The sequence below is a fragment of the Nonomuraea sp. NPDC047529 genome, from assembly GCF_040642995.1.
Lineage (GTDB): Bacteria > Actinomycetota > Actinomycetes > Streptosporangiales > Streptosporangiaceae > Nonomuraea.
Map to the genome: position 1 here is coordinate 196,018 of NZ_JBEYTJ010000001.1, position 24,149 is coordinate 220,166.

General features: G+C 70.6%; 26 protein-coding genes and 1 tRNA gene. 12 read left to right on the forward strand and 15 right to left on the reverse strand.

Annotated features, from left to right (window positions below; all coding sequences use genetic code 11):
• Positions 1 to 104: 104 nt before the first annotated feature.
• The 4 genes from ABZ815_RS01020 to ABZ815_RS01035 all read right to left on the reverse strand — a co-directional run bounded on the left by ABZ815_RS01020 (position 105) and on the right by ABZ815_RS01035 (position 4,548).
• Positions 105 to 818: a type II secretion system F family protein gene (locus ABZ815_RS01020; RefSeq protein WP_357692580.1), complete on the reverse strand. Its 714-nt coding sequence runs from the start codon at positions 816 to 818 to the stop codon at positions 105 to 107.
• A gap of 13 nt (positions 819 to 831) precedes the next feature.
• Positions 832 to 1,995 (reverse strand): TadA family conjugal transfer-associated ATPase, encoded by a 1,164-nt coding sequence (locus ABZ815_RS01025; RefSeq protein ID WP_357692582.1) that lies wholly within the window; start codon positions 1,993 to 1,995, stop codon positions 832 to 834.
• Complete coding sequence (ssd, locus tag ABZ815_RS01030; protein ID WP_357692584.1) at positions 1,992 to 3,032, reverse strand: septum site-determining protein Ssd; 1,041 nt, start codon at positions 3,030 to 3,032, stop codon at positions 1,992 to 1,994. Before ssd ends, ABZ815_RS01025 begins: the two co-directional genes overlap by 4 nt.
• 736 nt (positions 3,033 to 3,768) lie before the next feature.
• Positions 3,769 to 4,548 carry an oxidoreductase gene (locus tag ABZ815_RS01035; protein ID WP_357692586.1) on the reverse strand — a complete coding sequence of 260 codons (780 nt, stop codon included), beginning with the start codon at positions 4,546 to 4,548 and terminating at the stop codon, positions 3,769 to 3,771.
• Between the two features lie 280 nt (positions 4,549 to 4,828).
• Between ABZ815_RS01035 and acs the strand changes: the two genes are divergently transcribed.
• From acs to ABZ815_RS01055, 4 genes are all read left to right on the forward strand, one after another.
• Positions 4,829 to 6,802 carry an acetate--CoA ligase gene (acs, locus tag ABZ815_RS01040; RefSeq protein ID WP_357692588.1) on the forward strand — a complete coding sequence of 658 codons (1,974 nt, stop codon included), beginning with the start codon at positions 4,829 to 4,831 and terminating at the stop codon, positions 6,800 to 6,802.
• 185 nt (positions 6,803 to 6,987) lie between these two features.
• Complete coding sequence (locus ABZ815_RS01045; RefSeq protein WP_357692590.1) at positions 6,988 to 7,428, forward strand: phage holin family protein; 441 nt, start codon at positions 6,988 to 6,990, stop codon at positions 7,426 to 7,428.
• The gene (locus tag ABZ815_RS01050; RefSeq protein ID WP_357692592.1) at positions 7,418 to 8,335 is read left to right on the forward strand and encodes an alpha/beta hydrolase; all 918 of its coding nucleotides are present in this window, start codon (positions 7,418 to 7,420) and stop codon (positions 8,333 to 8,335) included. Before ABZ815_RS01045 ends, ABZ815_RS01050 begins: the two co-directional genes overlap by 11 nt.
• A gap of 16 nt (positions 8,336 to 8,351) precedes the next feature.
• Positions 8,352 to 8,795 (forward strand): DUF309 domain-containing protein, encoded by a 444-nt coding sequence (locus ABZ815_RS01055; protein WP_357692594.1) that lies wholly within the window; start codon positions 8,352 to 8,354, stop codon positions 8,793 to 8,795.
• Here the strand turns inward: ABZ815_RS01055 and ABZ815_RS01060 are convergent.
• Positions 8,792 to 9,982 carry a MarP family serine protease gene (locus ABZ815_RS01060; RefSeq protein ID WP_357692596.1) on the reverse strand — a complete coding sequence of 397 codons (1,191 nt, stop codon included), beginning with the start codon at positions 9,980 to 9,982 and terminating at the stop codon, positions 8,792 to 8,794. The two genes, ABZ815_RS01055 and ABZ815_RS01060, sit on opposite strands and share 4 nt — an antisense overlap.
• Before the next feature lie 103 nt (positions 9,983 to 10,085).
• On the opposite strand from ABZ815_RS01060, the gene ABZ815_RS01065 reads away from it, so the two are divergent.
• A complete protein-coding gene (locus ABZ815_RS01065) occupies positions 10,086 to 10,577 on the forward strand; it encodes a HEAT repeat domain-containing protein (RefSeq protein WP_357692598.1) in 492 nt (163 codons plus the stop codon).
• A gap of 16 nt (positions 10,578 to 10,593) precedes the next feature.
• On the opposite strand, the gene ABZ815_RS01070 is transcribed toward ABZ815_RS01065, so the two are convergent.
• Together ABZ815_RS01070 and nth are read right to left on the reverse strand one after the other, a co-directional pair.
• Entirely contained in the window at positions 10,594 to 11,259 is a 666-nt protein-coding gene (locus ABZ815_RS01070; protein ID WP_357692600.1) for a CoA pyrophosphatase, read from the reverse strand.
• A 49-nt stretch (positions 11,260 to 11,308) separates the two neighbouring features.
• Positions 11,309 to 12,031, reverse strand: coding sequence for an endonuclease III (gene nth / locus ABZ815_RS01075; protein ID WP_357692602.1), 723 nt, complete (start codon positions 12,029 to 12,031; stop codon positions 11,309 to 11,311).
• A gap of 76 nt (positions 12,032 to 12,107) precedes the next feature.
• Here nth and ABZ815_RS01080 point away from each other — a divergent pair, with 76 nt between their 5' ends.
• Positions 12,108 to 12,536, forward strand: a complete 429-nt coding sequence (locus tag ABZ815_RS01080; RefSeq protein WP_357692604.1) for a hypothetical protein — start codon at positions 12,108 to 12,110, stop codon at positions 12,534 to 12,536.
• A 133-nt stretch (positions 12,537 to 12,669) separates the two neighbouring features.
• Positions 12,670 to 13,350 (forward strand): Crp/Fnr family transcriptional regulator, encoded by a 681-nt coding sequence (locus tag ABZ815_RS01085; protein WP_125644033.1) that lies wholly within the window; start codon positions 12,670 to 12,672, stop codon positions 13,348 to 13,350.
• Here ABZ815_RS01085 and ABZ815_RS01090 read toward each other — a convergent pair.
• The 4 genes from ABZ815_RS01090 to ABZ815_RS01105 form a co-directional block, all read right to left on the reverse strand.
• Positions 13,332 to 14,120, reverse strand: coding sequence for an MBL fold metallo-hydrolase (locus ABZ815_RS01090; protein ID WP_357692606.1), 789 nt, complete (start codon positions 14,118 to 14,120; stop codon positions 13,332 to 13,334). The two genes, ABZ815_RS01085 and ABZ815_RS01090, sit on opposite strands and share 19 nt — an antisense overlap.
• On the reverse strand, positions 14,117 to 14,935 hold the full coding sequence (locus ABZ815_RS01095; RefSeq protein WP_357692608.1) for an NUDIX hydrolase: 819 nt from the start codon (positions 14,933 to 14,935) through the stop codon (positions 14,117 to 14,119). Before ABZ815_RS01095 ends, ABZ815_RS01090 begins: the two co-directional genes overlap by 4 nt.
• Positions 14,936 to 15,015: 80 nt before the next feature.
• On the reverse strand, positions 15,016 to 15,474 hold the full coding sequence (locus ABZ815_RS01100; RefSeq protein ID WP_357692610.1) for a RidA family protein: 459 nt from the start codon (positions 15,472 to 15,474) through the stop codon (positions 15,016 to 15,018).
• The gene (locus tag ABZ815_RS01105; protein ID WP_357692612.1) at positions 15,471 to 15,626 is read right to left on the reverse strand and encodes a hypothetical protein; all 156 of its coding nucleotides are present in this window, start codon (positions 15,624 to 15,626) and stop codon (positions 15,471 to 15,473) included. Before ABZ815_RS01105 ends, ABZ815_RS01100 begins: the two co-directional genes overlap by 4 nt.
• 133 nt (positions 15,627 to 15,759) lie before the next feature.
• Between ABZ815_RS01105 and ABZ815_RS01110 the strand changes: the two genes are divergently transcribed.
• Together ABZ815_RS01110 and ABZ815_RS01115 are read left to right on the forward strand one after the other, a co-directional pair.
• Positions 15,760 to 16,764: an ArsA-related P-loop ATPase gene (locus ABZ815_RS01110; protein WP_357692614.1), complete on the forward strand. Its 1,005-nt coding sequence runs from the start codon at positions 15,760 to 15,762 to the stop codon at positions 16,762 to 16,764.
• Positions 16,761 to 17,888: an ArsA family ATPase gene (locus tag ABZ815_RS01115; RefSeq protein WP_357692616.1), complete on the forward strand. Its 1,128-nt coding sequence runs from the start codon at positions 16,761 to 16,763 to the stop codon at positions 17,886 to 17,888. The genes ABZ815_RS01110 and ABZ815_RS01115 overlap by 4 nt, the downstream gene beginning before the upstream one ends.
• Positions 17,889 to 17,941: 53 nt before the next feature.
• Here the strand turns inward: ABZ815_RS01115 and ABZ815_RS01120 are convergent, their stop codons facing one another.
• Positions 17,942 to 18,238, reverse strand: coding sequence for a WhiB family transcriptional regulator (locus ABZ815_RS01120; protein ID WP_090771382.1), 297 nt, complete (start codon positions 18,236 to 18,238; stop codon positions 17,942 to 17,944).
• 242 nt (positions 18,239 to 18,480) lie between these two features.
• Here ABZ815_RS01120 and ABZ815_RS01125 point away from each other — a divergent pair, with 242 nt between their 5' ends.
• Entirely contained in the window at positions 18,481 to 20,790 is a 2,310-nt protein-coding gene (locus ABZ815_RS01125; protein WP_357692619.1) for a transglycosylase domain-containing protein, read from the forward strand.
• A gap of 293 nt (positions 20,791 to 21,083) precedes the next feature.
• Here ABZ815_RS01125 and ABZ815_RS01130 read toward each other — a convergent pair whose 3' ends face one another.
• Positions 21,084 to 21,539 (reverse strand): GatB/YqeY domain-containing protein, encoded by a 456-nt coding sequence (locus ABZ815_RS01130; RefSeq protein WP_357692621.1) that lies wholly within the window; start codon positions 21,537 to 21,539, stop codon positions 21,084 to 21,086.
• 89 nt (positions 21,540 to 21,628) lie between these two features.
• Between ABZ815_RS01130 and ABZ815_RS01135 the strand changes: the two genes are divergently transcribed.
• A complete protein-coding gene (locus ABZ815_RS01135) occupies positions 21,629 to 22,492 on the forward strand; it encodes a metallophosphoesterase (protein WP_357693535.1) in 864 nt (287 codons plus the stop codon).
• A gap of 64 nt (positions 22,493 to 22,556) precedes the next feature.
• Positions 22,557 to 22,630 (forward strand) — tRNA-Pro (locus ABZ815_RS01140).
• A gap of 797 nt (positions 22,631 to 23,427) precedes the next feature.
• On the opposite strand, the gene ABZ815_RS01145 is transcribed toward ABZ815_RS01140, so the two are convergent.
• Both ABZ815_RS01145 and ABZ815_RS01150 read right to left on the reverse strand, forming a co-directional pair.
• Positions 23,428 to 23,790, reverse strand: a complete 363-nt coding sequence (locus ABZ815_RS01145) for a hypothetical protein (protein WP_357692623.1) — start codon at positions 23,788 to 23,790, stop codon at positions 23,428 to 23,430.
• The gene (locus ABZ815_RS01150; RefSeq protein WP_357692625.1) at positions 23,783 to 24,148 is read right to left on the reverse strand and encodes a hypothetical protein; all 366 of its coding nucleotides are present in this window, start codon (positions 24,146 to 24,148) and stop codon (positions 23,783 to 23,785) included. The genes ABZ815_RS01145 and ABZ815_RS01150 overlap by 8 nt, the downstream gene beginning before the upstream one ends.
• Position 24,149: the final 1 nt, after the last annotated feature.

The following is a 24,149-nucleotide window of genomic DNA, read 5'->3' on the forward strand; positions in this document are numbered from 1 at the left end:
GACGGCCACGGGGGCGGGGTCGCGGGGGGCGGGGTCGCGGGGACGGGGTCGCGGGGACGGGGTCGCGGGGGGCGGGGTCGCGGGTGGGGTTGGAGGGTGGTGGGTCAGGGGTGGGCCTTGGTGGCCATGTGGTGGGTCCACCACAGGCCGCAGGCGTCCAGGGCTGCGCCGGACAGGAGGCAGAGCAGGCCGGGGAAGGTGCCGAGCAGGAAGTTCAGGGGGTGCATGTCGAGCGCTCCCGCCATCAGGAGGCCGAGGATCGGCAGGGCGGCGAGCATTCGGGCCGTGGTGCGGGGGCCGGCCAGTTGGGCGGCGACGTCTGCGCGGTGGGTCTGGGCGGCGCGGAGCGTGTTGCCGACTCGTTCGACCAGGGCGGACATGCCTGCGCCCACGGTGATGCTGACGTCCCAGCAGGCAGCGAGGCGGCGGAGGCCCTCGCCGCCCTGAGCCGGGGCCGCTGCCGTGAGGGCTGCGGAGACGTCGCCGCCGTCTCTTGCCGCGGCCAGGGCGGGGCGCAGGGCTTCGGGGTCGGGGAAGTCGACGGCTGTGATGGCCCGGGTCAGGGCTTCGCCCGGGGTGCGGCCCGCGGCGAGCTCGGCCGAGAGCGACTGGCACAGCTCTATGGAGGCGCGGCGCCAGGCGTCGGCGCGGCGGGTGGGGCCGGGGCGGGTGAGGGTGGCTCGGAGCAGGCGCGGCCATGGGGGTCGGCGACGAGGTGCGGTCAGGAGCGCGCGCAGGCGGAGGGCGGGCGTGGTCGGGCCGGTCCACAACCAGAGGGCACAGGCTGTGGACAGGGCCGAGATGAGCGCGGCGGTCATCGTCCGGGGGCTTTCATGAGGTCCTTCGCAGGAGGGATTCGTAGCCGGGGCCGGTGTGGGGGCTGCCGTCCGGGGCGAAGGTGAGGGCGGGGACCGATTCGACGAGGCCGGCCGGGGTTCTGGAGAGCAGGCAGATCTCGGCGACGCGCCGTCGGCCGTCGGTGCGGGTGCGGGTCAGGTGGACGACCACGTCGAGGGCCGCCGCCAGCTGGCTGTGCACGGCCTCCCTGGTCAGGCCCGCCGCGCAGCCGAGGGCTTCCAGGCGGGGCGGCACGTCGGCCGCGGCGTTGGCGTGCAGCGTTCCGCACCCGCCCTCGTGGCCGGTGTTGAGGGCGGCGAGCAGGTCGACGACCTCCGCTCCCCTGACCTCGCCCACCACGAGCCGGTCGGGACGCATGCGCAAGGCCTGACGCACCAGATCGCGCAGGCCCACTCCGCCCGCCCCTTCGAGGTTGGCCGGACGGGTCTCCAGGCGGACCACGTGGGGGTGGAGAGGGCGCAGCTCGGCGGAGTCCTCCACGAGGAGGAGGCGTTCGGCCGGGTCGGCCCGGGAGAGGAGGGCCGACAGAAGGGTGGTCTTGCCCGTGCCGGTGCCGCCCGTGACGAGGAAGGCGAGCCGGGCGTCGACCATCGCCGTCAGCACCGTGACGGCCGCCGGGGCGATCGTGCCGGCCGACACCAGGTCGGACAGGGTGAAGGTGCGGCGCGGCGGCAGGCGGAGCGACACGCAGGTGCCGCCCGAGGCGATGGGCGGCAGTACGGCGTGCAACCGGACGCCCCCGGCCAGCCTCGCGTCCACGTACGGCGAGGCGTCGTCGAGCCGGCGACCGGCGGCGGCCGCGAGGCGCTGGGCCAGCCTGCGGACCGCTCCGTCGTCGGCGAACGTGACGGAGGTGCGGCGCAGGCCGCCGCCGTCGTCGATCCACACCTCCCGCGGGCCGTTGACCAGGACGTCGGTGACGTCGGGACGGGCCAGGAGCGGTTCCAGCGGACCGGCGCCGATCAGGTCGGCGCAGAGGGCGCGGGCGACCGCCAGGATCTCGGCGTCTCCGTAGACCGAGCGTTCGGCTCTGAGCGCGACGGCCACCTGGGCGGCCGTCGGCTCGACACCAGCGTGGGCCAGGCGGACGCGTACGGCCTCCACCAGCTCCGGCGAGACCTCCCCTGCGGCGCTCATGCCGGAAGGAGGTCTTGGAGCAGGGACGCGCAGAGGGTGCCGAGAACCGTACGCGGACCGAGCCCGGGGAGCTCGCCCCGGTTGAGGGTGGCGGTGAGCCTCGGATGGTCGGACAGGTGGGCGGCGACGGGGATGCCGAGTGAGGCCGCGGCCGTCTCCTCGTCGAGGACTCCGGGCCGGAGGATGGCCCGCAGGTCGGCGGTGTGCCTGCGGAGCTCGCCCAGCACCTGGACGGTGGACAGGATGCCGCGCAGGTCGGCCGTGGTGACCGTCAGGGTCGTGTCGGCCCTGGTGAGGGCTTCCACGGCGGCCGGGTCGACATGGCGCGGGAGGTCGACGACGATCAGGTCGAAGCCGCGCCGGCCGGCTTCCAGGACCGAGCGCATGGCCTGGGGCGGGATCGCGGCCACTTCCCCGCGGTGGAAGGACAGGACCGCGAGGTCGCCGAACGACGGGAGCGCCGCCCGCAGGGCGCTGGAGCTGATCCTTCCTTCCCTCGCCACCAGGTCGCCCCAGCGGGCGCCCGCCGCCTCCTCGTGGCCCAGCAGGGCGTCGATGCCGCCGCCCAGGGGGTCGGCGTCGATCAGGAGCGTACGGAGGCGGTCGCCCGAGGCGCGCAGGGCCAGGCAGGCGGACACCACGCTCGCGCCCGCTCCGCCGTGGCCGCCGATCACGCAGGTCACCGCGCCGGAGCGGGGCTCGGGCTCCATGGCGTCGGCGAAGCGTTCCACGAGGTGGCGTTCGTCGCCGGGGAGGCGGACGACGGCCTGGGCGCCCACGGCCACGCATTTTCGCCACGTGTCGGGGTCGTCGGGGCCGCGGGTCACCAGGAGGACCTGGTCCCGGGTGGGCGGTGAGGTGGCGGCGACGGCGTCGGCCTGGTCGGGGCCGATGGCGACCATGGGGGCGAGGTTCCAGTACGGCCGGGCATGGGCGGGGGTCTGGGCCACGTCGAGCTGGGCGCCGGCGGCGGCTGCGATGCGGACCAGGTCGTCGAGGAGGTCGTGGTCCTCGGTGATGACCAGGGGGCGGTGCACGGGGTCCTCCTCTTGCCGGGGCGTGGGAGGTCAACCCTGCTGGGGAGGAGGCGGCCGGGAGAGGCCGAACGGGATTCTGGGGACGGCGGCCGCGGACACGCCTCGCCTGTGGACAACCGGCGGGGTCGGCGAGCCGGACAGAGGCCGGAAATAGGGCGACCCCCGCCGGGGGGGAGAGCGGGGGTCGCCTGATCGGTCCGGCTCCGGGGGGGTAGAGCCGGTCCCGTTTCAGAAGAAAGCTTTCATCACTTCACCAGAGCATGGCAAGAGACTTGCAAACGCATCCCTCACACACACGCTCCAGTTTCGGGCGATACCTCCGTATGCTGCCCGATCCACTCGAGTTTCGTCGAGCAGTAATCTGGCATTTCCGCCAAGTTTTTTCGCTACGCCATAACGATCGCATAAAGACAGTCACTGTCCGTAATCGTCACAGGTAGGTAACGGGTTGGCGCCCGAAGACGGCTCGACGGAACCCTCCCGGCCGCTCCACGTCTGGGTAAAGGTCTTGCTCCAAGGGGTTCCCAGCAGGGCGGATCCGTCGTAGAAAGGTGTTACGGACCTCTTGTCCGGGTGCATCAGCCGGGTACCCACGCGCGACCAGCCGCGGGAGGCGCGTCGTGACGGGCTTGACCCGCTCCGACGGATTTGAGGTGCACGCTTGGTAACCCGGTGTGATGCACCGGCAGACGGCGTCTCGGTCGAGACGCCGTCCGCTATGTGACCAGCCCGTCCGTCAGCCTCGTTGCATCGCTTCGCAGACCGCGGTCGTCTCCCGTACCCCCAGGCTTACCGCCGAGGCACAGTGCTGTACCCACTGGCCGACGCCCTCCGGAGTACCGGTCAGGTACGCCCGGAGCGCCTCCGCGTACGGCAGCTCAAGATGCCCGATCTCGACGACGACCAGCGACTTCGGGTCGAGCCCGTACTCGACCAGCGTCAGCCGTTCCGCGGAACGCGCCACGACGCCGTCGCACGTCCCGAACGGCCGCAGCACCGCCAGCTCGGCGTGCACCACGGCGGCCAGCACGATCGCGGGCGCCTTGCCCGCCTCTTCCAGCAGCCGGAACAGGGACTCCATGCGCGTCGCGGTCTCCGCCGCCCCCGGGGCGGGACCGAGCCCGAGCGGATCGGGGGCGGAGTCGTCCGTACGGGGACGGCCCAGCGCCGGCTGGTCGGCGAGCCCCGCGGCGGCGACGGTGTGCAGGCGGGCCAGCACCTGCCGCGGCGCCTTCCGCCAGGTGGGACCGAGCCGGCCCATCTCCGCGGACGCCCGCAGCGCCCCCTGTACGAGCGGATCGTGCACCTCGTCGCGGCGCAAGGCGTCCAGTGGCACGTCAACGCCCTCGATCGCGGCCGAGGCCCGCGCGCCGCGCAGGGACGACTCGGTGGACACCGCCGGGCTCGCCCGGCGCAGGACGCGATGCCGATAGAGCCTGTCGACGGCCTGCCGCGCCTCGTCCACTGCCTCGGACACGCCTGGGAACCGCGCGATGACGGCCAATGGGTCACTCACGGAAACCGACCTTACCGGCGGGTACGCCATGCCCCGCCATGGACCGGACCGCCGCCGTATAAGGCGCTACGGCACCCCCCGCTTTTTCCCGCCACGCCGAACCGCATATTCTCCTGATTTCAGGATGACAACAGTTCAATTGCGTTTGTCATGCAAGCTGATAATCATGCGGCCACCCACGCGAATCGGTACAGACCTGTCTAGACCTCTTGTGTGGGGAGGCCGTGAGCTGGTGAAGTGGGACCCGACCTGTCCAACCTGGCCATAGAAGGAGCACGAAGTGGCCCCGGAGACCCCTGGCAACGAGACCCAGGCGCTGTCCAACCTGCTACAGGAGAACCGCCGGTTCGCACCACCGGCCGAGCTGGCCGCGGCCGCGAACGTGACCGCCGCCGCATACGCCGAGGCAGACGCCGACCGTCTCGCCTTCTGGGAGCGCGCGGCCGAGCGGCTGACCTGGGCCAGGCGGTGGGACACGACGCTGGAGTGGAACGCGCCGTTCGCCAAGTGGTTCGTCGGCGGCGAGCTCAACGTCGCCTACAACTGCGTCGACCGGCACGTCGAGGAGGGCCGCGGCGACAAGGTCGCCTACCACTGGGAGGGCGAGCCCGAGGGCGACAGCCGCACGCTCACCTACAACGACCTCAAGAACGAGGTCGGCAAGGCCGCCAACGCGCTGCTGGAGCTCGGCGTGCGCAAGGGCGACCGGGTGGCCATCTACATGCCGATGATCCCCGAGCTGCCGATCGCGATGCTGGCCTGCGCCCGCATCGGCGCGATCCACTCGGTGGTGTTCGGCGGCTTCTCCTCCGCCGCGCTCAAGAGCCGCATCGACGACGCCGACGCCAAGCTCGTGATCACGGCCGACGGCGGCTACCGCCGCGGCAAGCCGAGCGCGCTCAAGCCCACCGTGGACGAGGCCGTCGCCGAGTGCCCGCAGGTGGAGAACGTGCTCGTCGTCCGGCGTACCGGCCAGGACGTCGCCGTGGGCGACAAGGACGTGTGGTGGCACGACCTGGTCGAGCGCCAGAGCGACCAGCACACCGCCGAGCCCCACGACGCCGAGGACCCGCTGTACATCCTCTACACCAGCGGCACCACCGGTAAGCCCAAGGGCATCCTGCACACGACCGGCGGCTACCTCACCCAGACCGCCTACACGCACCACGCGGTCTTCGACCTCAAGCCCGAGACCGACATCTACTGGTGCACGGCCGACATCGGCTGGGTCACCGGCCACTCCTACATCGTCTACGGCCCCCTCGCCAACGGCGCGACCAGCGTCATCTACGAGGGCACCCCGGACACCCCGCACCGCGGCCGGTTCTGGGAGATCGTGCAGAAGTACAAGGTCACGATCCTCTACACCGCCCCCACGGCGATCCGGACGTTCATGAAGTGGGGCGACGACATCCCCGCCAAGTTCGACATGTCCAGCCTGCGCGTCCTGGGCTCGGTCGGCGAGCCGATCAACCCCGAGGCCTACGTCTGGTACCGGGAGCACATCGGCCACGACCGCTGCCCCGTCGTGGACACCTGGTGGCAGACGGAGACCGGCGCGATCATGATCAGCCCGCTGCCGGGCGTCACCTCGGCCAAGCCGGGCGCGGCGATGCGCCCGCTGCCGGGCATCACCGCCGACGTGGTCGACGACCAGGGCAACAGCGTCCCCAACGGGGGCGGCGGCTTCCTCGTCGTGCGCGACCCGTGGCCGTCGATGCTCCGCACGATCTGGGGCGACGACCAGCGCTACATCGACACGTACTGGTCGCGTTTCGAGGGCATGTACTTCCCCGGCGACGGCGCGAAGAAGGACGAGGACGGCGACCTGTGGCTGCTCGGCCGCGTCGACGACGTCATGCTCGTCTCCGGCCACAACATCTCCACCACCGAGGTGGAGAGCGCCCTGGTCAGCCACCCCAAGGTCGCCGAGGCGGCCGTGGTCGGCGCGACCGACCCGGTGACCGGCCAGGCCATCGTGTCGTTCGTGATCCTGCGCGGCAGCGCCGAGGAGAACGACGACATCGCCGCCGAGCTGCGTGACCACGTGGCCAGGACGCTCGGCCCCATCGCCAAGCCGCGGCAGATCCTGGTCGTCCCCGAGCTGCCGAAGACCCGCTCCGGCAAGATCATGCGCCGCCTCCTGCGCGACGTGGCCGAGAACCGCAGCATCGGCGACGTCACCACGCTGGCCGACAGCACGGTGATGAACCTCATCTCCGAGAAGCTGCCGGCGGCCAAGTCCGAGGACTGACCGGCCGTTCAGCCGCTGAGGCGCATGCCCGTACCGGGCATGCGCCTCATCTGTCTGCGGCGGACGGCGTTATCGTGGGCGATCGGGTAGTTCTGGGAGTAGCCGCGTCCTCGGCGTGTTCGGTGGCGCCCAGCAGTTAGTACGGGATGTTTGACACGGCCACCAGGCCTCGATAGGAGACGTTCATGCCGCAGACTCCCGAGGAAGAATCCCTGGGCTCGCTGGTCGCCCAGGCCAGCAGCCACATCTCCGACCTCGTCCGCTCGGAGATCGAGCTGGCCAAGGCCGAGTTCAAGTTCGACGCCAAGCGGGTGGGCATGGCCGCGGGGCTGTTCGCCGCCGCCGCGTTCATGGCGCACCTGTGCCTGATCCTGGCCTCGTTCACCATCGCGTACGTGCTGGCCCAGTGGCTGCCCAACTGGCTGGCCTTCCTCATCGTGACCGTCTTCTACCTGGTGGCCGCGGGGCTGCTGGTGCTGGTCGGCGTGCGCAGGCTGAAGGGCCTGGCCGGGATGAAGCGCACCGCCAGGTCGATCAAGGGCCTCAAGGAGATCGCCACGCCGGAGGAGCAGACGCTCCCCGTGCCCAGCCCCGAGGGTCAGCCGGTGAGCCGTGATGGCACCTGACGAGACGGTCGTCCAGATCGACGGCCCGTGGACACACCGGGCCGTGCACGCCGGCGGCACCCGCTTCCACGTCGTGGAGGCCGGCGAGGGCCCGCTGGTCCTGCTGCTGCACGGGTTCCCGCAGTTCTGGTGGACCTGGCGCAACCAGCTCACCTCCCTCGCGCGGGCCGGCTTCCGGGCGGTCGCCGCCGACCTGCGCGGCTACGGCGGCAGCGACAAGCCGCCGCGCGGCTACGACCTGCCCACCCTGGCCGCCGACGCGACCGGCCTGATCCGCGCGCTCGGCGAGACCGGCGCGGTCGTCGTCGGGCACGACTGGGGCGGCCTGCTGGCCTGGACGATGGCCGTGCTCGACCCCAAGTGCGTGCGCCGGCTGGTCGTGGTCTCGGCGCCGCACCCGCTGCGGCTGCGCCACGCGCTGGCGACCGACCCCGGCCAGCTCAGGGCCGGCCGGCACGCGCTCGGCTACCAGCTCCCGCTGCTGCCCGAACGCAGGCTCACCAGGCACGACGCCGCCCTGGTCGGCAGGATCCTGGCGGGCTGGTCGGCTCCCGGCTGGCCGGACGCCGAGACCGCGCGCACCTACCGGGAGGCGTTCCGGATCCCCGCCGTGGCCCACTCGGCGCTGGAGTACCACCGCTGGTTCGGCCGTTCCCAGCTCCGGCCCGACGGCCGCCGCTACGCCAGGGTCATGCGTACCGAGATCGAGGCACCGACGCTGCACCTGCACGGCGCGCTCGACCCGTACGCGCTCCCCCGCACCGCCCAGGGCTCCAGCCGGTACGTCGCCGCCCCCTACCGCTGGCGGCTGTTCGAGGGCGCGGGCCATTTCCCCCACGAAGAGATCCCCGACGTGTTCGACACCGAGCTGCTCGGCTGGCTGGCCGATCCCGAACCCGACCGATGAGAGAGCCCCGCGAGCGATGAGAGACCGCGACCCCCAGGGCAAGCCGCGCAACGCCAGGCCACGCGACGCGTACGGCAGGCCGCTCCCCTACGGCTCGCCCGGCGTCGACCGGGTCCCCGACGACTACGCCCCCACCTCCGAGCAGGCGCTCGCCGACGCGCGGCACTTCCTGGGAGAGGGGCTGCCGTTCAACGCGCACGAGGTCTTCGAGGGCCGCTGGAAGTGCGCGCCCGAGGAGGAGCGCGAGCTGTGGCAGGGGCTCGCGCAGATCTGCGTCGGGCTGACGCACCTCCAGCGCGGCAACGGCCGCGGCGCGGTCACCCTGTTCAGCCGCGGCGCGGCCAGGGCGCAGGCGTACGGCGGCGACTACGACGCCGTCGGCAGGGCGGCCACCGGCCTGACCCAGGACAGCGACGCCGTCGAGGCGATCGCCCTGATCCTGGCCGCACTGCCCGCCTAGTCGCACTCCTGGGTGCTGGCCGCGGTGGTGTCGTTCCGGCCCTGGCCGGCGTCGGGCGCGACCTCCTCAGCGGTGAGCACGTAGCCGGTGTCCTTCTCGCTGACCGCGGCGGCGAAGATCACGCCGTAGACGCGCCCGTCGACGGTGAGCAGCGGGCCGCCGGAGTTGCCCGGCAGCACCTTGCCGCGGATCGCGTAGACCTTCCGCCGGACGTTGCGGTCGTGGTAGATGTCGGGCCCCTCGGCGTCGAGGCGGCCGCCGATGCGGGCGGGCTCGGCGGTGAAGCCCTTGCCCCTGGGGAAGCCGGCGATGATCGCGTTGGCGCCGCGCTTGCCGTCGGCCTCGAAGGTGAGCTGCGGCAGGTCGAGGCCGGGCACGTAGAGGATCGCGATGTCGCGCTGGGGATTGTAGCGCACGACCTTGGCCGGGTGGCGCACGTTCTTGTAGTCGATGACCTCCAGGTCGCGGGTGACGCCGGCGACGACGTGGGCGTTCGTCATGATCCGGTTGTCGGCGTAGACGAAACCGGTGCCCTCGATGTGCTTGTTGCAGCTCTCGGCGTTGCCCTGGACCTTCACGATGGCCCGCTGGGCCCGGCCCAGCTTGGCGCCCTGCAGCACGCTCTGCGCCGGCGGCGGCACGTCGATCAGCGCGTCGGGGGCGATGGCGTCGAAGACGGGTGGGAACTCCGACCTGTCCACGAACTTCTTGAACGGCTGCTGCCAGTTGCGCGCGGCCTGCGGGATCGCGTCGTCGACCGTGGTCAGCAGCGCGGAGTTCTTGACCTGGTCGACCAGCGGGGTGAACGTCGTCGAGACGATCAGCGACCCGATCAGCCAGGCGATCACCAGCACGGACAGCGCGCTGGCGAACGTGCCGCCCACCGCGTCGGCCATCTTGGCCGGCTCCCACGTGACGTGGCTGCGCACGACCGCGCCGACCGTGGAGGAGGCGAACTGGCCGATCGTGGCGGCCAGGAACACGATCACGATCGCGAGCAGGGCCTGCGGGGTGTCGCCGTCGACGACGGCCTTGGCGATCGGCGGCGCGATGAAGATGCCGAGCACGGCGCCGCCCACGAACCCCACGAAGCTCATCGCGCCGATGATGAAGCCCTGCCGGTAGCCGGATACGCCGAAGGCGATCACGAGGCCGATCAATATGAGGTCAAGCAGATCACCGCGCACGCTTCAAAGGTAGCCAGCGATACGGTCAAGTGTGCACGTCTTCCGCCAGGACGGCGTCACCCGGCTGGCTATCTTGGGCGGTATGCCGCCGGCCGAGGGAACAGTGCGCGATCTCATCCGGGCAGCTCTCAGCGACACCGACCCGGACGGGCCGCTGCGCTGGCACGTGATCTGCCTGCTGCGCCAGCGGGCCGACCTGGAGTCGTTCATCGAGGCACGCCGCCTGTGCGCCGCGGACAACGTGGCCGAACGGCTGCTCGGGGTGGACATCATGGGCATGCTGCGGCCGTTCGTGGACCGTACGCTGCCGGTGCTGCGCTACCTGGCGGCCAGCGAGGACGACGCCATGGTCCTGTACGCCGTGCTGATCGCCTTCGGCCACCTGGCCGACCCCCGCTCGCTGCCTTCGGTGATCGACCTTGCCTGTCACGACGACGCCAGAGTGAGGTACGGGGCGGCGTACGCGCTGCAGCACGTGCTGGGCGACCCGCCCGACCGGGCGGGCCTGGAGATGCTGCGCACCCTGGCCGCCGACGACGACGCGGACGTCGCCGACTGGGCCTCGCTCGGCGTCTCGCTCAGAACCCCGGAGTGATCCGCTCGCACAGCCGTCAGGACCCCGGAGTGATCCGTTCGCGCAGGCCCAGTCTGACGACCTCGGCCGGCAGGTCCTCCAGCCGCGCCTGGTCCCAGGGACGTTCGAGGCCGCCCTCGCGCAGCACGGAGTCGAGCACCATCGCGGTGAACCCCCACACCAGCATGCCCCGCACGTGGAAGGCCGGGCCGGCGAGCCCGCTGGGATGCCGCAACATGACCCGGTTGCCCGGATCGACCAGCTCGGCGATCGGCACCCGCTCGACCGACTCGACCTCGTCGGGCGAGGCGGCGTGCACCGCGGAGGGCGTGTGCCACCAGCCGAACACCGGGGTGACCCGGTTGTCGCTGTGGTCGAGGTAGAGCTCGGGCATCGTGCCGAGGACGCGCACGCCGCGCGGATCGACGCCGGTCTCCTCCTCGGCCTCGCGCAGCGCCGCGCCGACCGGGCCGCCGTCTTCGGGATCGACGCCGCCGCCGGGGAAGGCGGGCTGGCCGGCGTGCCTGCGGCCGCGTGAACTGCGCTGGATGAGCAGCACGTCGGGGCCGAGCGGACCCTCGCCGAACAGCATCAGCACGGCGGCCAGGCGCCCGCGGCCGGCCGGGGGCCGCAGGTAGCGGGGGACCGTGATCCGCGCGGCCTGCGCCGCGAGCCGTTCGAGCCAGTCGGGCACTTCTGTCACGCAAACCTCCAACACGGCGCGGCCTCGATCACTTCCCTGGGCTCGCGGATCAGGAGAAGGGACCGGGCCTGACCAGCTTCTCCGCCTCCGCCTCGCCGGTGGGCCCGGTGCCGAAGGAGGGGCACAGGTTCGCCAGCGGGCACACGCCGCAGGCCGGACGGCGCGCGTGGCACATGCGGCGGCCGTGCCAGATGACCCGGTGGGAGAAGATCGTCCATTCGCGGCGGGGCAGCAGCTCGGCCACGACGTGCTCGATCTTGACCGGGTCGGTCTCCTCGGTCCAGCCGAAGCGGCGCACGAGCCGCTGGAAGTGCGTGTCGACGGTCAGCCCCGGCACGCCGAACGCGTTGCCGAGCACCACGTTCGCGGTCTTGCGGCCCACGCCGGGCAGGGTGACCAGGTCTTTGAGCCGGCCCGGCACCTCGCCGCGGTAGCGCTCGCACACGGCCTGGGCCATGCCGATGATGCTGTTGGTCTTCGCGCGGAAGAAGCCGGTCGAGCGGATGATGTCTTCCATCTCGACGCGGTCGGCGGCGGCGTAGTCCTCGACGGTGGGGTATTTGGCGAACAGGGTGGGGGTCACCATGTTCACCCGTTTGTCGGTGCACTGGGCCGACAGGATGGTCGCGACCAGCAGCTCCAGCGGGTTGCGGAAGTCGAGCTCGCAGTGGGCGTCGGGGTAGGTCTCGGCGAGGACGCGGTTCATCTTGCGCGCCCGCCGTACCAGGGCTAGCTGGGTCTCCGGCTTGCGCCCCGCCGCGTTCGTGGCCATGCCGCAAGACTATGGGAACCGTTGAACCTTCTACGCCGCGTTCGCGTACAACCTGGCGGCTGGGAGGGCGGCGACCATGGGCGATCAGCACAAGGGCGAGTCACTGACCGACTTCGTACGCAGGGGCGGCCCGTTGCGCGGCGCGGCGCTGCACCGGGTGGCGCTCGGCAGCGCGGCGGCCATGGCCAGGATGCACGCCCACGGCGTGACCGGCCTGCGGCTCACCCCGGACAACGTCGCGCTCGGCACGCGCGGCCAGGTGCTGGTGGGCGTGCAGGGCTCGCCCGGCCGCGGCGGCCCGGCCGACGACGTGCGGGACTGGGCGGAGCTGGTGAGGTTCGCGAGCGGGTCCGGCGCGCTGCCGCATCCGCTGCGCGGCGTCGTCGAGCGGTGCCGCCGTCCGGAGCCCGCCGGCCGCCCTTCGGCGGCCCATGTCGTACGCGTCCTGCTGGGCCACACGATGGCGACGGCCGTCGCCTCGGTGGACGACCTCCTGCGGAAGTAAGCAGGTCACCCGATTTGTTCATACACTTCAGTGCGCCACACACCAGGGCAAGCCACGCCTAACCCGGGCATTCCCATAGCCTGTGTGTGCCGCCCGGAGTGGGGTGAGTCACAATGGCAGCAGAGGAGGCAGAGTGAATACCGAAGATGTGCTGGGCAAGGCCCCCCTGTTCGCCGCGCTCGACCGCGAGAGCGCCGCGGCGCTGCGGACGAGCATCACCGAGGTCCAGTTGTCCAAGGGACAGACCCTCTTCCACGAGAACGAGACCGGCGACCGGCTCTACGTCGTGCTCGAAGGCAAGATCAAGCTCTCCCGCACCTCGCCCGACGGCCGGGAGAACCTGCTGAGCGTGCTCGGCCCGAGCGAGATGTTCGGCGAGCTGTCGCTGTTCGACCCGCGACCGCGCACCGCCACCGCGACGGCGCTGACCGACGTGCGTCTGGCCGGGCTGGGCCACGACGACCTGCGCCCCTGGCTGACCGGCCGCCCCGAGGTGGCGCTGCACCTGCTGCGTGCCCTGGCCCAGCGGCTGCGCCGCACCAACGACGTGCTGGCCGACCTGGTCTTCACCGACGTGCCCGGCCGGGTCGCCAAGCAGCTCCTCGACCTGGCGGAGCGGTTCGGCACCAAGACCGACGACGGCATGCGCGTGCACCACGACCTCACCCAGGAGGAGCTGGCCCAGCTCGTCGGGGCCTCGCGCGAGACGGTGAACAAGGCTCTGGCCGACTTCGCCCAGCGCGGCTGGCTGCGCATCGAGGCCAAGGCCGTGGTCATCCTCGACATGGACCGGCTCTACAACCGTTCCAGGTAGTCGAGCTGGGCCCGCACGGAGACCTCCGCGGCGGGCCAGAGCGACCTGTCGACGTCCGCGTACACGATCTCGACGACCTCCCGCGGCGTGCGCGCGCCCTGTGCCCGCGCCGCCCTGATCTGGTCGAGCCGCTGCCGCCGGTGGGCGATGTAGCCGTCGAGGGCCGCGATCGGGTCGGGCAGCACCGGGCCGTGGCCGGGCAGCAGCGCCCGCGCTCCCAGGCCCTCGGCCGCCGCCCTCAGCCGGTCGAGGCTGCGCAGGTAGTCGCCCAGTCCGCCGTCCTGGGCGATGATCGTGGTGCCCCTGCCGAGGACGGTGTCGCCGGTCAGCATGGCCCGGTCCTGCGGCAGCCAGAAACAGAGCGAGTCGAACGAGTGGCCGGGCGTGGCGTAGACGTGCAGCTCCAGGCCGTCGACCGTGACCACGTCGCCGTCGCCGAGCCCTTCGTCGCCCAGCCGGTGGCGCGGGTCGAGGGCGCGTACGGGGGCGTCGACCAGCTCGGCGAAGCGTTTGGCGCCGCCGCTGTGGTCGGCGTGGCCGTGCGTGAGCAGGATCTGGGTGACCCGCCGTTCGCCCAGATGGTCGCGTACGCGCAGCAGGTGCGCCTCGTCGTCGGGCCCCGGATCGACCACGATCGCGTCGCGAGTGCCGATGACCCAGGTGTTGGTGCCGTCGAGCGTCATGGCGGACGGATTGGGCGCGAGCAGGTTCTCGGCGTGCTCGGTACGGGAGCCGTCAGGCGTGCCGAGCGGGATGTGCAGTCCGCTCACGGCGTCATCAACCTCATCTCCCCCTCGACCTCCACGGCCTCCGGCAGGATGGGCGTGATCTCCCGCTCCTCGGCCAGCACGGAGGCCACGCTGTCGTGCCCGGCCAGCTCGGTGAGCGTGTGGGAGGTGGGCGGCATCAGGAAGATCTCACCCGCGCGCCACAGCTCGATCGCCTCGACCGGCCGCCGCCACACCACGTGGTCGGCCTCGCCCCCGACGTCACGCGTGCGCTGCCCCTCGGGCAGCACCGCCACGAAGAACCGGGTGTCGAACCTGCGCTGCTCGATCTCCGGCGTGATCCAGTGGGCCCACGGCTTGAGCAGGTCGGACCTGAGCACCAGGCCGCGCCTGTCCAGGAAGTCGGCGAAGGCCAGGCTCCGGTCGATGAGCGCCAGCCGGTCGGCCTCCCAGTCGTCGCCCGTGGTGTCCTCGACCACGCTGTCCGGCCCCGGCCCCGCCAGCAGCACCCCGGACTCCTCGAACGTCTCCCGCACGGCCGCGCACACCAGGCCGCGGGCGACGTTCTCACCGGCGTAGAAGATCTCCCCCCACTCCTTGGGGGACGGCCCGGCCCAGGCCACCGCCTGGTCGGTGTCACGCGGGTCGACGGAACCGCCGGGGAAGACGTAGGCGCCCGCCGCGAAGGCCATCGTGGACTTGCGCCTGAGCAGGTAGACCTCGGGCCCGCCGCGCGGGCCCGAGCCGCGCAGGATCACCACCGTGGCGGCGTCACGCGCCGGGGCGGGGGCGAGCCGCCCGGCGATGATCTCTCTGGCTCGCGCGGCGAGCTCGTCGGGAAGGGGAAGACCGGCCACCTGACCTCCTACTAGAACATCACTCGGTCATGGTGACACATCCTCGCGGTCAGGAAACCTCCGCGATCAGCCCTCTCCGGTCAGGAGACCTCCGCGATCAGCTCCACTTCCACCGGGGCGTCCAGCGGCAGCGCGGCCACGCCCACGGCGCTGCGGGCGTGCTTGCCCGTCTCGCCGAACACCTCGGCCAGGAAGTCGCTGGCGCCGTTGGCCACCTGGGGCTGCTCGGTGAAGCTCGGCGCGCTGGCCACGAAGACCACGACCTTGACGATCCTGCGCACCCTGGACAGCTCGCCCAGCTCGGCCTTCAGCGCGGCCAGCGCGTTGAGCACGCAGATGCGGGCCTGCGCCTTGCCCTCGTCGACACCGAGGTCGACGCCGAGCTTGCCGGTCTGGTGCAGCTTGCCCTCCAGCATGGGCACCTGGCCGGAGGTGTAGACGAGGTCGCCGGTGCGCGCGGTCGGCACGTACGCGGCCAGCGGCGTCACCGGCTGGGGCAGCTCGAACCCGAGCTCGGCGATCCGCTCCTCGGGGGTCACGCCTTCTCCCGCTTGAAGTAGGCGACGAGCTGCTCGGACGAGGCGCCCTGGACGATCTGGACCAGCTCCCAGCCGTCGGACCCGAAGTTGTCGAGGATCATCTTCGTGTTGTGGATCAGCACCGGAGCGGTGAGGTACTCCCATTTCTTCATGGCATGACGATCTCATGGAAAGCCGCTTCCTGGCCTGTCACCCCACCCATCCGGGCGGCGATGACCGCAATGTGAGCAATCTCAAACGGTGGCCGTCGGGTTTCGACAAGTAACCGTTCGGTAGCCTCGAAACGTGGACTCTCCGGACACGGACTGGGACGACGTGCGGCTGCACGTCGTCACCGGCAAGGGCGGCACCGGCAAGACGACCGTCGCCGCCGCCCTCGCCCTCGCACTGGCCGCGGGCGGGCGCAAGGTGCTGCTCGTCGAGGTGGAGGGCAGGCAGGGCATCGCCCAGATCTTCGACCTGCCGCCGCTGCCCTACGAGGAGCGGAAGATCGCCGTGGCGCCCTCCGGCGGCGACGTGTACGCGCTGGCCATCGATCCCGAAGAGGCCATGCTCGAATACATGGAGATGTTCTACGGCATGCGCAGGGCCGGGCGCGCGCTGACCAAGATGGGCATCGTCGACTTCGCCACCACCGTGGCCCCCGGGTTCCGGGACGTGCTGGTCACCGGCAAGACCACCGAGGCCGTGCGCAGGCGCGGCAAGAACGGCCGCCGGGTCTATGACGCCGTCGTCCTCGACGCGCCGCCCACCGGCCGCATCACGCGCTTCCTGAACGTCACCCAGGAGGTCGCCGGCCTGGCCAAGGTCGGGCCCATCAAGAACCACTCCGATCTGGTGAACGGCGTCGTGAAATCCAGGGAGACGATGGTCCACTTCGTGACCCTCCTGGAGGAGATGCCGGTGCAGGAGACCCTCGACGGAGTCGGCGAATTGCGCTCGGCCGGGCTTCCGCCAGGTTGCGTTTTCATCAACATGGTCCGTGAATCACTGCTTCCACAGGCCGCTCTTGACATGGCTGTCAAGGGCCGATTCGACGTGGGCGAGCTCGCGCTCGGGCTCAAGGCGGCCGGGCTCGCCGACACCTCCGACGCCGCCGCCATGGCCGAGGCGCTCGCCGAGGAGGTCGTCGAGCACGCCCGCCGCACCGAGCTGGAGCACGCCGAGCGCGAGTCGCTGGCCGGGGCCGGCCTGCCGCGCGTCGAGCTGCCGCTGCTGGCCGACGGCGTCGACCTGGCCGGCCTGTACGAGCTGGCCGACATCCTCCGCACCCACCGGGGAGCCGCGTGAAGAAGCCCGTCCCCCTGGACATCGACGCCATCCTCGACGACAAGGGCACCCGGATCATCGTCTGCTGCGGCTCCGGCGGCGTCGGCAAGACCACGACCGCCGCGGCCCTCGGCCTGCGCGCCGCCGAACGTGGCCGGTGCGCGGTCGTGCTGACCGTCGACCCGGCCCGCCGCCTGGCCCAGTCGATGGGCCTGACCGAGCTGGACAACACCCCGCGCCTGGTCAGCTCGCCCGAGGGCGGCGGCCAGCTCTACGCCATGATGCTCGACATGAAGCGCACGTTCGACGAGATCATCGAGGCGCACGCCGACCCCGAGCGGGCCCGCCAGATCCTGTCGAACCCCTTCTACCAGTCGCTGTCCTCCAGCTTCGCGGGCACGCAGGAGTACATGGCGATGGAGAAGCTGGGCCAGCTCCGCCGCTCCGACGAGTGGGACCTGATCATCGTGGACACGCCGCCCTCCCGGTCGGCGCTGGACTTCCTCGACGCGCCTGAGCGGCTCGGCCGCTTCCTCGACGGACGGTTCATCCGGCTGCTGACCGCCCCCGCCAAGGCGGGCGGGCGCAGCGCGTTCCGGCTGCTCAACGCCGGGTTCGGGTTGATGGCCGGGGCGATGACCAAGCTGCTCGGCGCGCAGGTGATCAAGGATCTGCAGACGTTCGTGTCCGCGCTGGACGCCGTGTTCGGCGGGTTCCGGCAGCGGGCCGAGATGACGTACAAGCTGTTGCAGGCGCCGGGCACGGCCTTCCTTGTGGTGGCCGCGCCGGAGCGCGACGCGATGAGGGAGGCGTCCTACTTCGTGGAACGGCTCGCCGAGGAGCGCATGCCCCTCGCCGGGCTCGTGGTGAACCGGGTGCACGTGTCGCCCGGCTCGGCGCTCTCAGCGGCACGCAGCGCCGCCGCGGCCGAGGACCTGGAGTCCAGGGGCGAACACGAGCTGACGGCCGCTGTGCTGCGGCTGCACACCGGCCGGATGCAACTCGCCACCCGCGAGAGCCGCGAGCAGGAGCATTTCGTCTCGGCTCATCCCACGGTGCCCGTGGCACAGGTACGTGCGATGTCCGGAGATGTCCACGATCTGGCCGGGTTGCGGCAGATCGGGAACCTGTTGGCGAGCGCGTAGAGAAAGCACGGCCGACGGGCGGCGCCGGCCGTGCTCTCCCTCCGCGGGCCCGATCAGCCCGCGATCAGCTCATTGGTCCGTTCGTACTCTTCCTTCGCGGACTCGAGCAGGTCACGCCACGAGTCCACGTCGGGCCGGCGCCTGAGCAGCGCACGGCGTTCGCGTTCGGTCATACCGCCCCACACCCCGAACTCGATGCGGTTGTCCAGCGCATCGGCGAGGCATTCGGTACGGACCGGGCATCCTCGACAGATCAACTTCGCCCTGTTCTGTGCGGCGCCCTGGACGAACAGCGCGTCCGGGTCCGCACCCTTACAGGCGGCACGGGAGGTCCAATCCGTGATCCACATTTTTCGACCCCACTCCCCTTAGGTGGTCAGTCGTCATTTGGGGCCGACGGGCGCGGGCGCCGAGCCTCCGTATTCAGTTGCCGCAGGGAGAACGTACGCAACTTCACGTTCGGGCCGACAGACCCCAGAGGACCAATTTCTCGCCGGACTGTTGACCGGGAATGACTAGTCACCCCTCCCAGTCAAGGCGAAATGGTGTCGTGTTACCGATAAGGACAGTGTTTCGACGTACCCTTAGGAGCGTGCAAGCGAAGGGCAAAGACCGCTCCCACCCGCTCCTCAGCGTCCTGCGTCTGATCATCGCCGGGACGGCGGCGGGTGTGCTGACGGCAGCCGTGGCGCTGCCCGCGGTCGGCGGGGCGGGTGTGTCGGCCAAGAGCGCCATGGACGGGCTCGACCTCAAGCCCAGGGAACTCGACGAGCCGCCCCTGTCCGAGCGCACGAAGCTGGTCGACGCCAACGGCAAGCAGATCGCCCAGTTCTACTACGAGAACCGGCAGTCCGTGACCCTCGACAAGGTCGCGCCCATCATGCAGACCGCGCTGATCGCGATCGAGGACTTCCGCTTCTTCGACCACGGCCCGATCGACGTCGAGGGCACCGCCCGCGCCCTGGTGAAGAACCTCACCGGCGGCGGCGTCATGCAGGGCGGCTCCTCGATCACCCAGCAGTACGTCAAGCAGGTGCTGGTCAACAAGGCCGAGACGCCGGAGGAGCAGCAGGCGGCCATCGCGCCGACGATGTCCCGCAAGCTCCAGGAGTTGCGGTACGCCATGGCGATCGAGGGCAAGTACACCAAGCAGCAGATCCTGGAGAAGTACCTCAACATCGCCTACTTCGGCGCGGGCGCGCACGGCGTCCAGGCCGCGGCCAGGCGTTTCTTCGACAAGCCCGCCTCCGAGCTCAACCTGTCCGAGGCCGCCACGCTGGCCGGCGCCGTCCAGAACCCGGCCCGCACCGACCCCAACGTCGGCCCCGAGGCGCGCGAACGGCTGCTGCTGCGGCGCAACACCGTGCTCGACAGGATGGCCCAGATCGGCAAGATCACCTGGCCCGAGGCCACCGCTGCCAAGGCCAAGAAGCTCGGCTACAAGGACGTCAAGTTCCCCGGCGGCTGCGAGGCCAGCAAGTTCCCGTACTTCTGCCTCTACGTCCAGTACGAGATCCTCGGCAACGAGGACTTCGGCAAGAATGAGGACGAGCGCAGGAAGCTGCTCCAGCGTGGCGGCCTGACGATCAAGACCACGCTCGACCCCAAGATGCAGAAGGCCGCCGAGAAGGCCATCAAGAAGTACGTCAGCCCCAAGGACAAGCCCGTGGCCGCGCAGGCCATGGTCGTGCCCGGCACCGGCGAGATCAAGGCGATGGCGGCCTCGCGCAAGTTCGGCGGTAGCAAGAAGAAGAACGAGATGAGCTACAACATCGTGGCCGACGCGGCGCACGGCGGCGGGCGCGGGTTGCAGCAGGGCTCGACGGCCAAGGCGTACACGCTGGCCACCGCCCTTGAGGAGGGCCTCAAGTACGAGGACGGCTTCCCCGCGCCGGCCGGGTTCACCGCCGGCGGCTACAACTCGTTCAAGGACTGCAAGGGCGACAACGTCGGCGACCCCTCGCACACCGCGCACAACTCCAGCGAGGGCGGCGGCGGTTTCAAGACCCTGCAGAGCGGCACGTGGGGCTCGGTGAACACGTTCTTCCTGAAGCTGGAGCAGGAGGTCGGGCTCTGCAAGGTCGTCAAGCTCGCCAAGCGCCTCGGCGTCAAGCGCGCCGACGGCGACAAGCTGCGCGAGGTCGAGACGTTCACGCTGGGCGTCAACGAGGTCGACCCGGTGACGATCGCCAACTCCTACGCGGTGTTCGCCTCGCGCGGCCAGTACTGCAAGCCGCTGGCCATCACCGAGATCAAGGACAGGAACGGCAACGCCAAGCAGTACAAGCCGAAGTGCTCGCAGGTCATGGAGGAGGAGGTCGCCGACGCGGTCAGCGGCATCCTGTCAGGTGTGTTCACCAAGGGCACGATGCGCGAGGTGGGCGGAATCGGACGGGACGCGGCCGGCAAGACCGGGACGACCGACGACTACATGTCCGCCTGGTTCGCCGGTTACACGCCGAACCTGGCCTCCGCCGTCAGCCTCGGCGACCCGCGCGGCGCGTCCACCCACAAGCTGATCGGCGTCACGATCGGGGGGCGCTACTTCCCGTACGTGTACGGCGCGTCCATCTCCGGGCCCATCTGGAAGCAGGCCATGATGCAGGCGCTCAAGGGGGTGGAGCCGACGAAGTTCACGTCCGTGGACCACTCGCGCTTCGGCGGCTGCTCCGACAAGTGCGCGCCGAAGCCCAAAAAGAAGAAGAAGCACGAGGAGGACGGGCGGCCGGGCGGCGGCGACCCGTTCGAGGACTTCTTCGGCGACCGCAACGACCGGGGGGACGGCGGCGACGGCGGGCGCGGTGACGGGCCGGGGCCGGGTGACTGGCAGGGGCTGGGCGACGGGCCTGGCGGCCACGCCAACACCGGCCTCACCATCCCGGCGACCCGAACCCGCCCCTGACCCGCCTCCAGCCCGGCCCCCGACCTCACCGTCCCAGGGACCGGCCGCCGCTCCCGGACCGGCTCTGACCGCACCCGTCCCAGGGGCCGGCCGCCGCTTTCGGCGCGGCCTCCCATCGCCCCCTAAGGGCGCTACGCGGCTTCTAGACGTCTCCGCCCGCTTCCCGCCCCGGGATGGGCCCCCAGGAGGCCCCACAACCTTCTCGGGGCCCCTCAGCGACGCTCCAGCTTCCGGGGCCCTCAGCCTCAGAGACGCCGACCGGCCTTACGGGGGCGCTCAGCGGGCAGCGGAGGTCAGGCCGTCAGGCGGGCGCGTACGGCGGCGGCGACGCGGCCGCCCTCGGCCTTGCCCGCCACCTTGGGGTTGACCACCTTCATGACCTGCCCCATGGCCTGCGGCCCCGACGCGCCGGTCTCGGCCACGGCGGCGTCGACGATCTGGGCCAGCTCCTCGTCGGAGAGCTGCGCCGGCAGGTACTCCTCCAGCACGGCCTGCTCGTCCAGCTCGGCCTGGGCCTGCTCGGTGCGTCCCGCGTTCTGGAACGCCTCGGCGGCCTCGCGCCGCTTCTTGGCCTCCTTGGTCAGCACCTTGATGACCTCGTCATCGCTGAGCTCCCTGGCCTGCTTGCCCGCCACCTCCTCGACGTTCACGGCCGCCAGAGCCATACGAATCGTCCGGAGACGCACCTCGTCCCGGCTCTTCATCGAGGCCGTGAGATCGGCCTTCAGCTTGTCCTTCATTGCGCTCATGCGGTCCATCTTGCCGTCTGCCGGGACGCCTCGTGCCCGTTGTCAGGCATCATGAGTACGTGAGGAAAGCCGTCGCAGTGCCCCTGTCCATGATCGGTCTCGGCCTGGCCGGGCTGGGCTACGCCTCCGTCGTGGAGCGCAACTGGTTCCGTCTGCGCCGCTTCGACGTGCCGGTGCTGGAGCGCGGCCGGCGTCCCGTACGCGTGCTGCACCTCTCAGACCTGCACCTGACCCCCAACCGCACGATGCTCATCAACTGGGTGCGCTCCCTGGGCGCCCTGGAGCCCGACCTGGTGGTCAACACCGGCGACTCGATCGCCCACCCGGAAGCGGTCCCCGCGCTCCTGCACGCCCTGGAGCCCCTGCTGTCCCGCCCCGGCCTGTTCGTCTACGGGTCCAACGACCTCTACGCCCCCCAGCCCAAGAACCCGGCCCGCTACCTCTGGCGTACGTCCAAGAACGACCGCCGCCAGCACATCCCCAACCTCCCGTGGGAGGAGCTGGGCGCCGGCATGGCCGCCGAGGGCTGGCTGGACATGAACAACACCACCGCCCGCATCAAGATCGGCGACCTCGACGTCGCGGTGGCGGGCATCCACGACTCCCACATCTCCCGCGACCGCTACGACCTGGTCGCCGGCCCGGCCCCCGCCGACGCCGACCTCCGCCTCGGCGTCATGCACTCCCCCGAGCCCCGCAACATGACCCGCTTCGCCGACGACGGCTACCAGCTCCTGCTCGCCGGCCACACCCACGGCGGCCAGCTCTGCGTCCCGTTCTACGGCGCCCTGGTCACCAACTGCGGCATCGACCGCGCCCGCGTGAAGGGCCTGAGCCGGCACGAAAGCGCCTGGTTGCACGTGTCCGCCGGCCTCGGCACCTCGCCGTACGCACCTGCCCGCTTCGCGTGCTTCCCGGAGGCGTCGTTGCTCACGCTGGTCCCGCGACGCTGAGGCGGTCACGAGTACCCGCGAAGTCCGCTAGACTTTCTCAAGCACGCGCAAGACGGGCGTGCATCGGGGTGTAGCGCAGCTTGGCAGCGCGCTTCGTTCGGGACGAAGAGGTCGTGGGTTCAAATCCCGCCACCCCGACATTGTAGTTGCAGGTCAAGGGCCTGATCGCTGGAGACAGCGGTCAGGCCCTTGATCATTCGTTAGCGTGGCGTTAGTGGTTTGAACCCGATCACGTAACCGTTAGCGACCCCAGGCAGTCCCAAAAATCACCCAGCCCGGCGCCCAATTGAACTTTGGGCCACGGATGTCGAAGGGGCAGAGGCTAGTGCCGCGTCGGGCGACGTTCGCCCTGCTTCGCCGGACTCATACGTCGTGTCAAGCCGCCTGTTCGTTGTCCACGGTGAGGACTTCCAGAGGCCGAGTCTGGGTCCGCGAACACCGTGACGTATCGGGCGATGAGCGTCCGCTGCTCGTCAAGGGGCAGGTGCCGTTCCGCTACGGGGCAGAAGGCGGGCATCGATCTGCTTCGGCTTGGCGGTGAGGTGGATGAGAACGCCTCGGCGAGCGGCCACCATACCGAGCACTTCGGCGGTCTGTGACAAGGTGAGGCGGCAGCGGCCGGGCAGCAGCGGGCCGTAGACGGGCGAGCGTTGTGGCGTAGGTCGTTGTGCCCCCGCCGCCGCAGCCTTCCAGGACGATCATCTCGTAGCAGTCGGCCCACATCCCGTGGTCGGTTGCCTGCGACCCCAGCTATGGATGGCGGTTCCCATCTGTTATCGGCGGGAACCGGAGCCTCGGAATGGGTCAGGCGAGTGAGCCGAGGCACGGTAGTTGTCACATAGGCAGACTTTCTGTCACCCGTGACTGTGTGATCGGTTCGGTCACGTCTGCGGGTGGGGGCCGCGGCTCAATCCGATCAGTGGGTGCGGTTCTGCTCAAGGCTGTGGCTTGTGGTGTGCTCGTTCCTGGTCGGCCAGGAACTTGTCGAGCAGCTCGAAGAGGACGTCGGTGACTTGGGTCTCCTCTTCCGGAGTGAGGTCCGGTCTGACTTCTGCCTCGCCGAGGGCGATCTGTTGGATCTGGGCCTCCCAGGCGAGACTGGGGCCGACTTGATAGCGGGCCATCAGCCATTCGCGCCAGCCGTCGAGCCCAGGTCCGCCATGTCGGCGGGCATCCTGGTCGTAGCCGATCAAGAACGCCGTCACGCCCTTCAGCGATGGGCGTCCGATGAACATGCCGGTGCGCCTGGCGAACTGCTTGAAGTATTCGCGCTCGCGCATGTCTGTCAGTTCAGTCATTCTCGGATCCTCCCCGACGAACTCCGGTGCAGGCTATGACCTTGGTGGTGTCCGGCGTGAGGAACAGGATGTAGTTCCAGGTCCGGTCGGCTGAGGTGATGGAGCCGAGTCGGATTGGGGAATGATCGAGGCTGTTGAGGGTGTCGACCGTCTGCTGGAGGGCCTGGGTCCGGGCGCCTTGTTTCGTGGTGAGGCGGAGTCGTCGCCTGTAGGTCGTGGCCAGTTCGGATGCTGGCACGTCTCCGTCCCAGATAGTGAACTGGCCGTTGTCGGCGAGAGCGGCGCTGGCCGCTCTGCATGCTCCGGTTGCCGTGTCGAGGAGCGTGAGGAGGTCGTCTCGGTTCAGCGGTTGCTCCACT

Coding starts and splice junctions, on each gene's coding strand:
- ABZ815_RS01135 (WP_357693535.1), top strand. CDS start 21,629: ATGATCGGTCTCGGCCTGGCCGGGCTGGGCTACGCCTCCGTCGTGGAG.
- ABZ815_RS01080 (WP_357692604.1), top strand. CDS start 12,108: ATGGGCGATCAGCACAAGGGCGAGTCACTGACCGACTTCGTACGCAGG.
- ABZ815_RS01020 (WP_357692580.1), bottom strand. CDS start 818: ATGACCGCCGCGCTCATCTCGGCCCTGTCCACAGCCTGTGCCCTCTGG.
- ABZ815_RS01055 (WP_357692594.1), top strand. CDS start 8,352: ATGAGAGACCGCGACCCCCAGGGCAAGCCGCGCAACGCCAGGCCACGC.
- ABZ815_RS01130 (WP_357692621.1), bottom strand. CDS start 21,539: ATGAGCGCAATGAAGGACAAGCTGAAGGCCGATCTCACGGCCTCGATG.
- ABZ815_RS01025 (WP_357692582.1), bottom strand. CDS start 1,995: ATGAGCGCCGCAGGGGAGGTCTCGCCGGAGCTGGTGGAGGCCGTACGC.
- nth (WP_357692602.1), bottom strand. CDS start 12,031: ATGGCCACGAACGCGGCGGGGCGCAAGCCGGAGACCCAGCTAGCCCTG.
- ABZ815_RS01050 (WP_357692592.1), top strand. CDS start 7,418: ATGGCACCTGACGAGACGGTCGTCCAGATCGACGGCCCGTGGACACAC.
- ABZ815_RS01120 (WP_090771382.1), bottom strand. CDS start 18,238: ATGTGGATCACGGATTGGACCTCCCGTGCCGCCTGTAAGGGTGCGGAC.
- ABZ815_RS01045 (WP_357692590.1), top strand. CDS start 6,988: ATGCCGCAGACTCCCGAGGAAGAATCCCTGGGCTCGCTGGTCGCCCAG.
- ABZ815_RS01105 (WP_357692612.1), bottom strand. CDS start 15,626: ATGAAGAAATGGGAGTACCTCACCGCTCCGGTGCTGATCCACAACACG.
- ABZ815_RS01145 (WP_357692623.1), bottom strand. CDS start 23,790: ATGACTGAACTGACAGACATGCGCGAGCGCGAATACTTCAAGCAGTTC.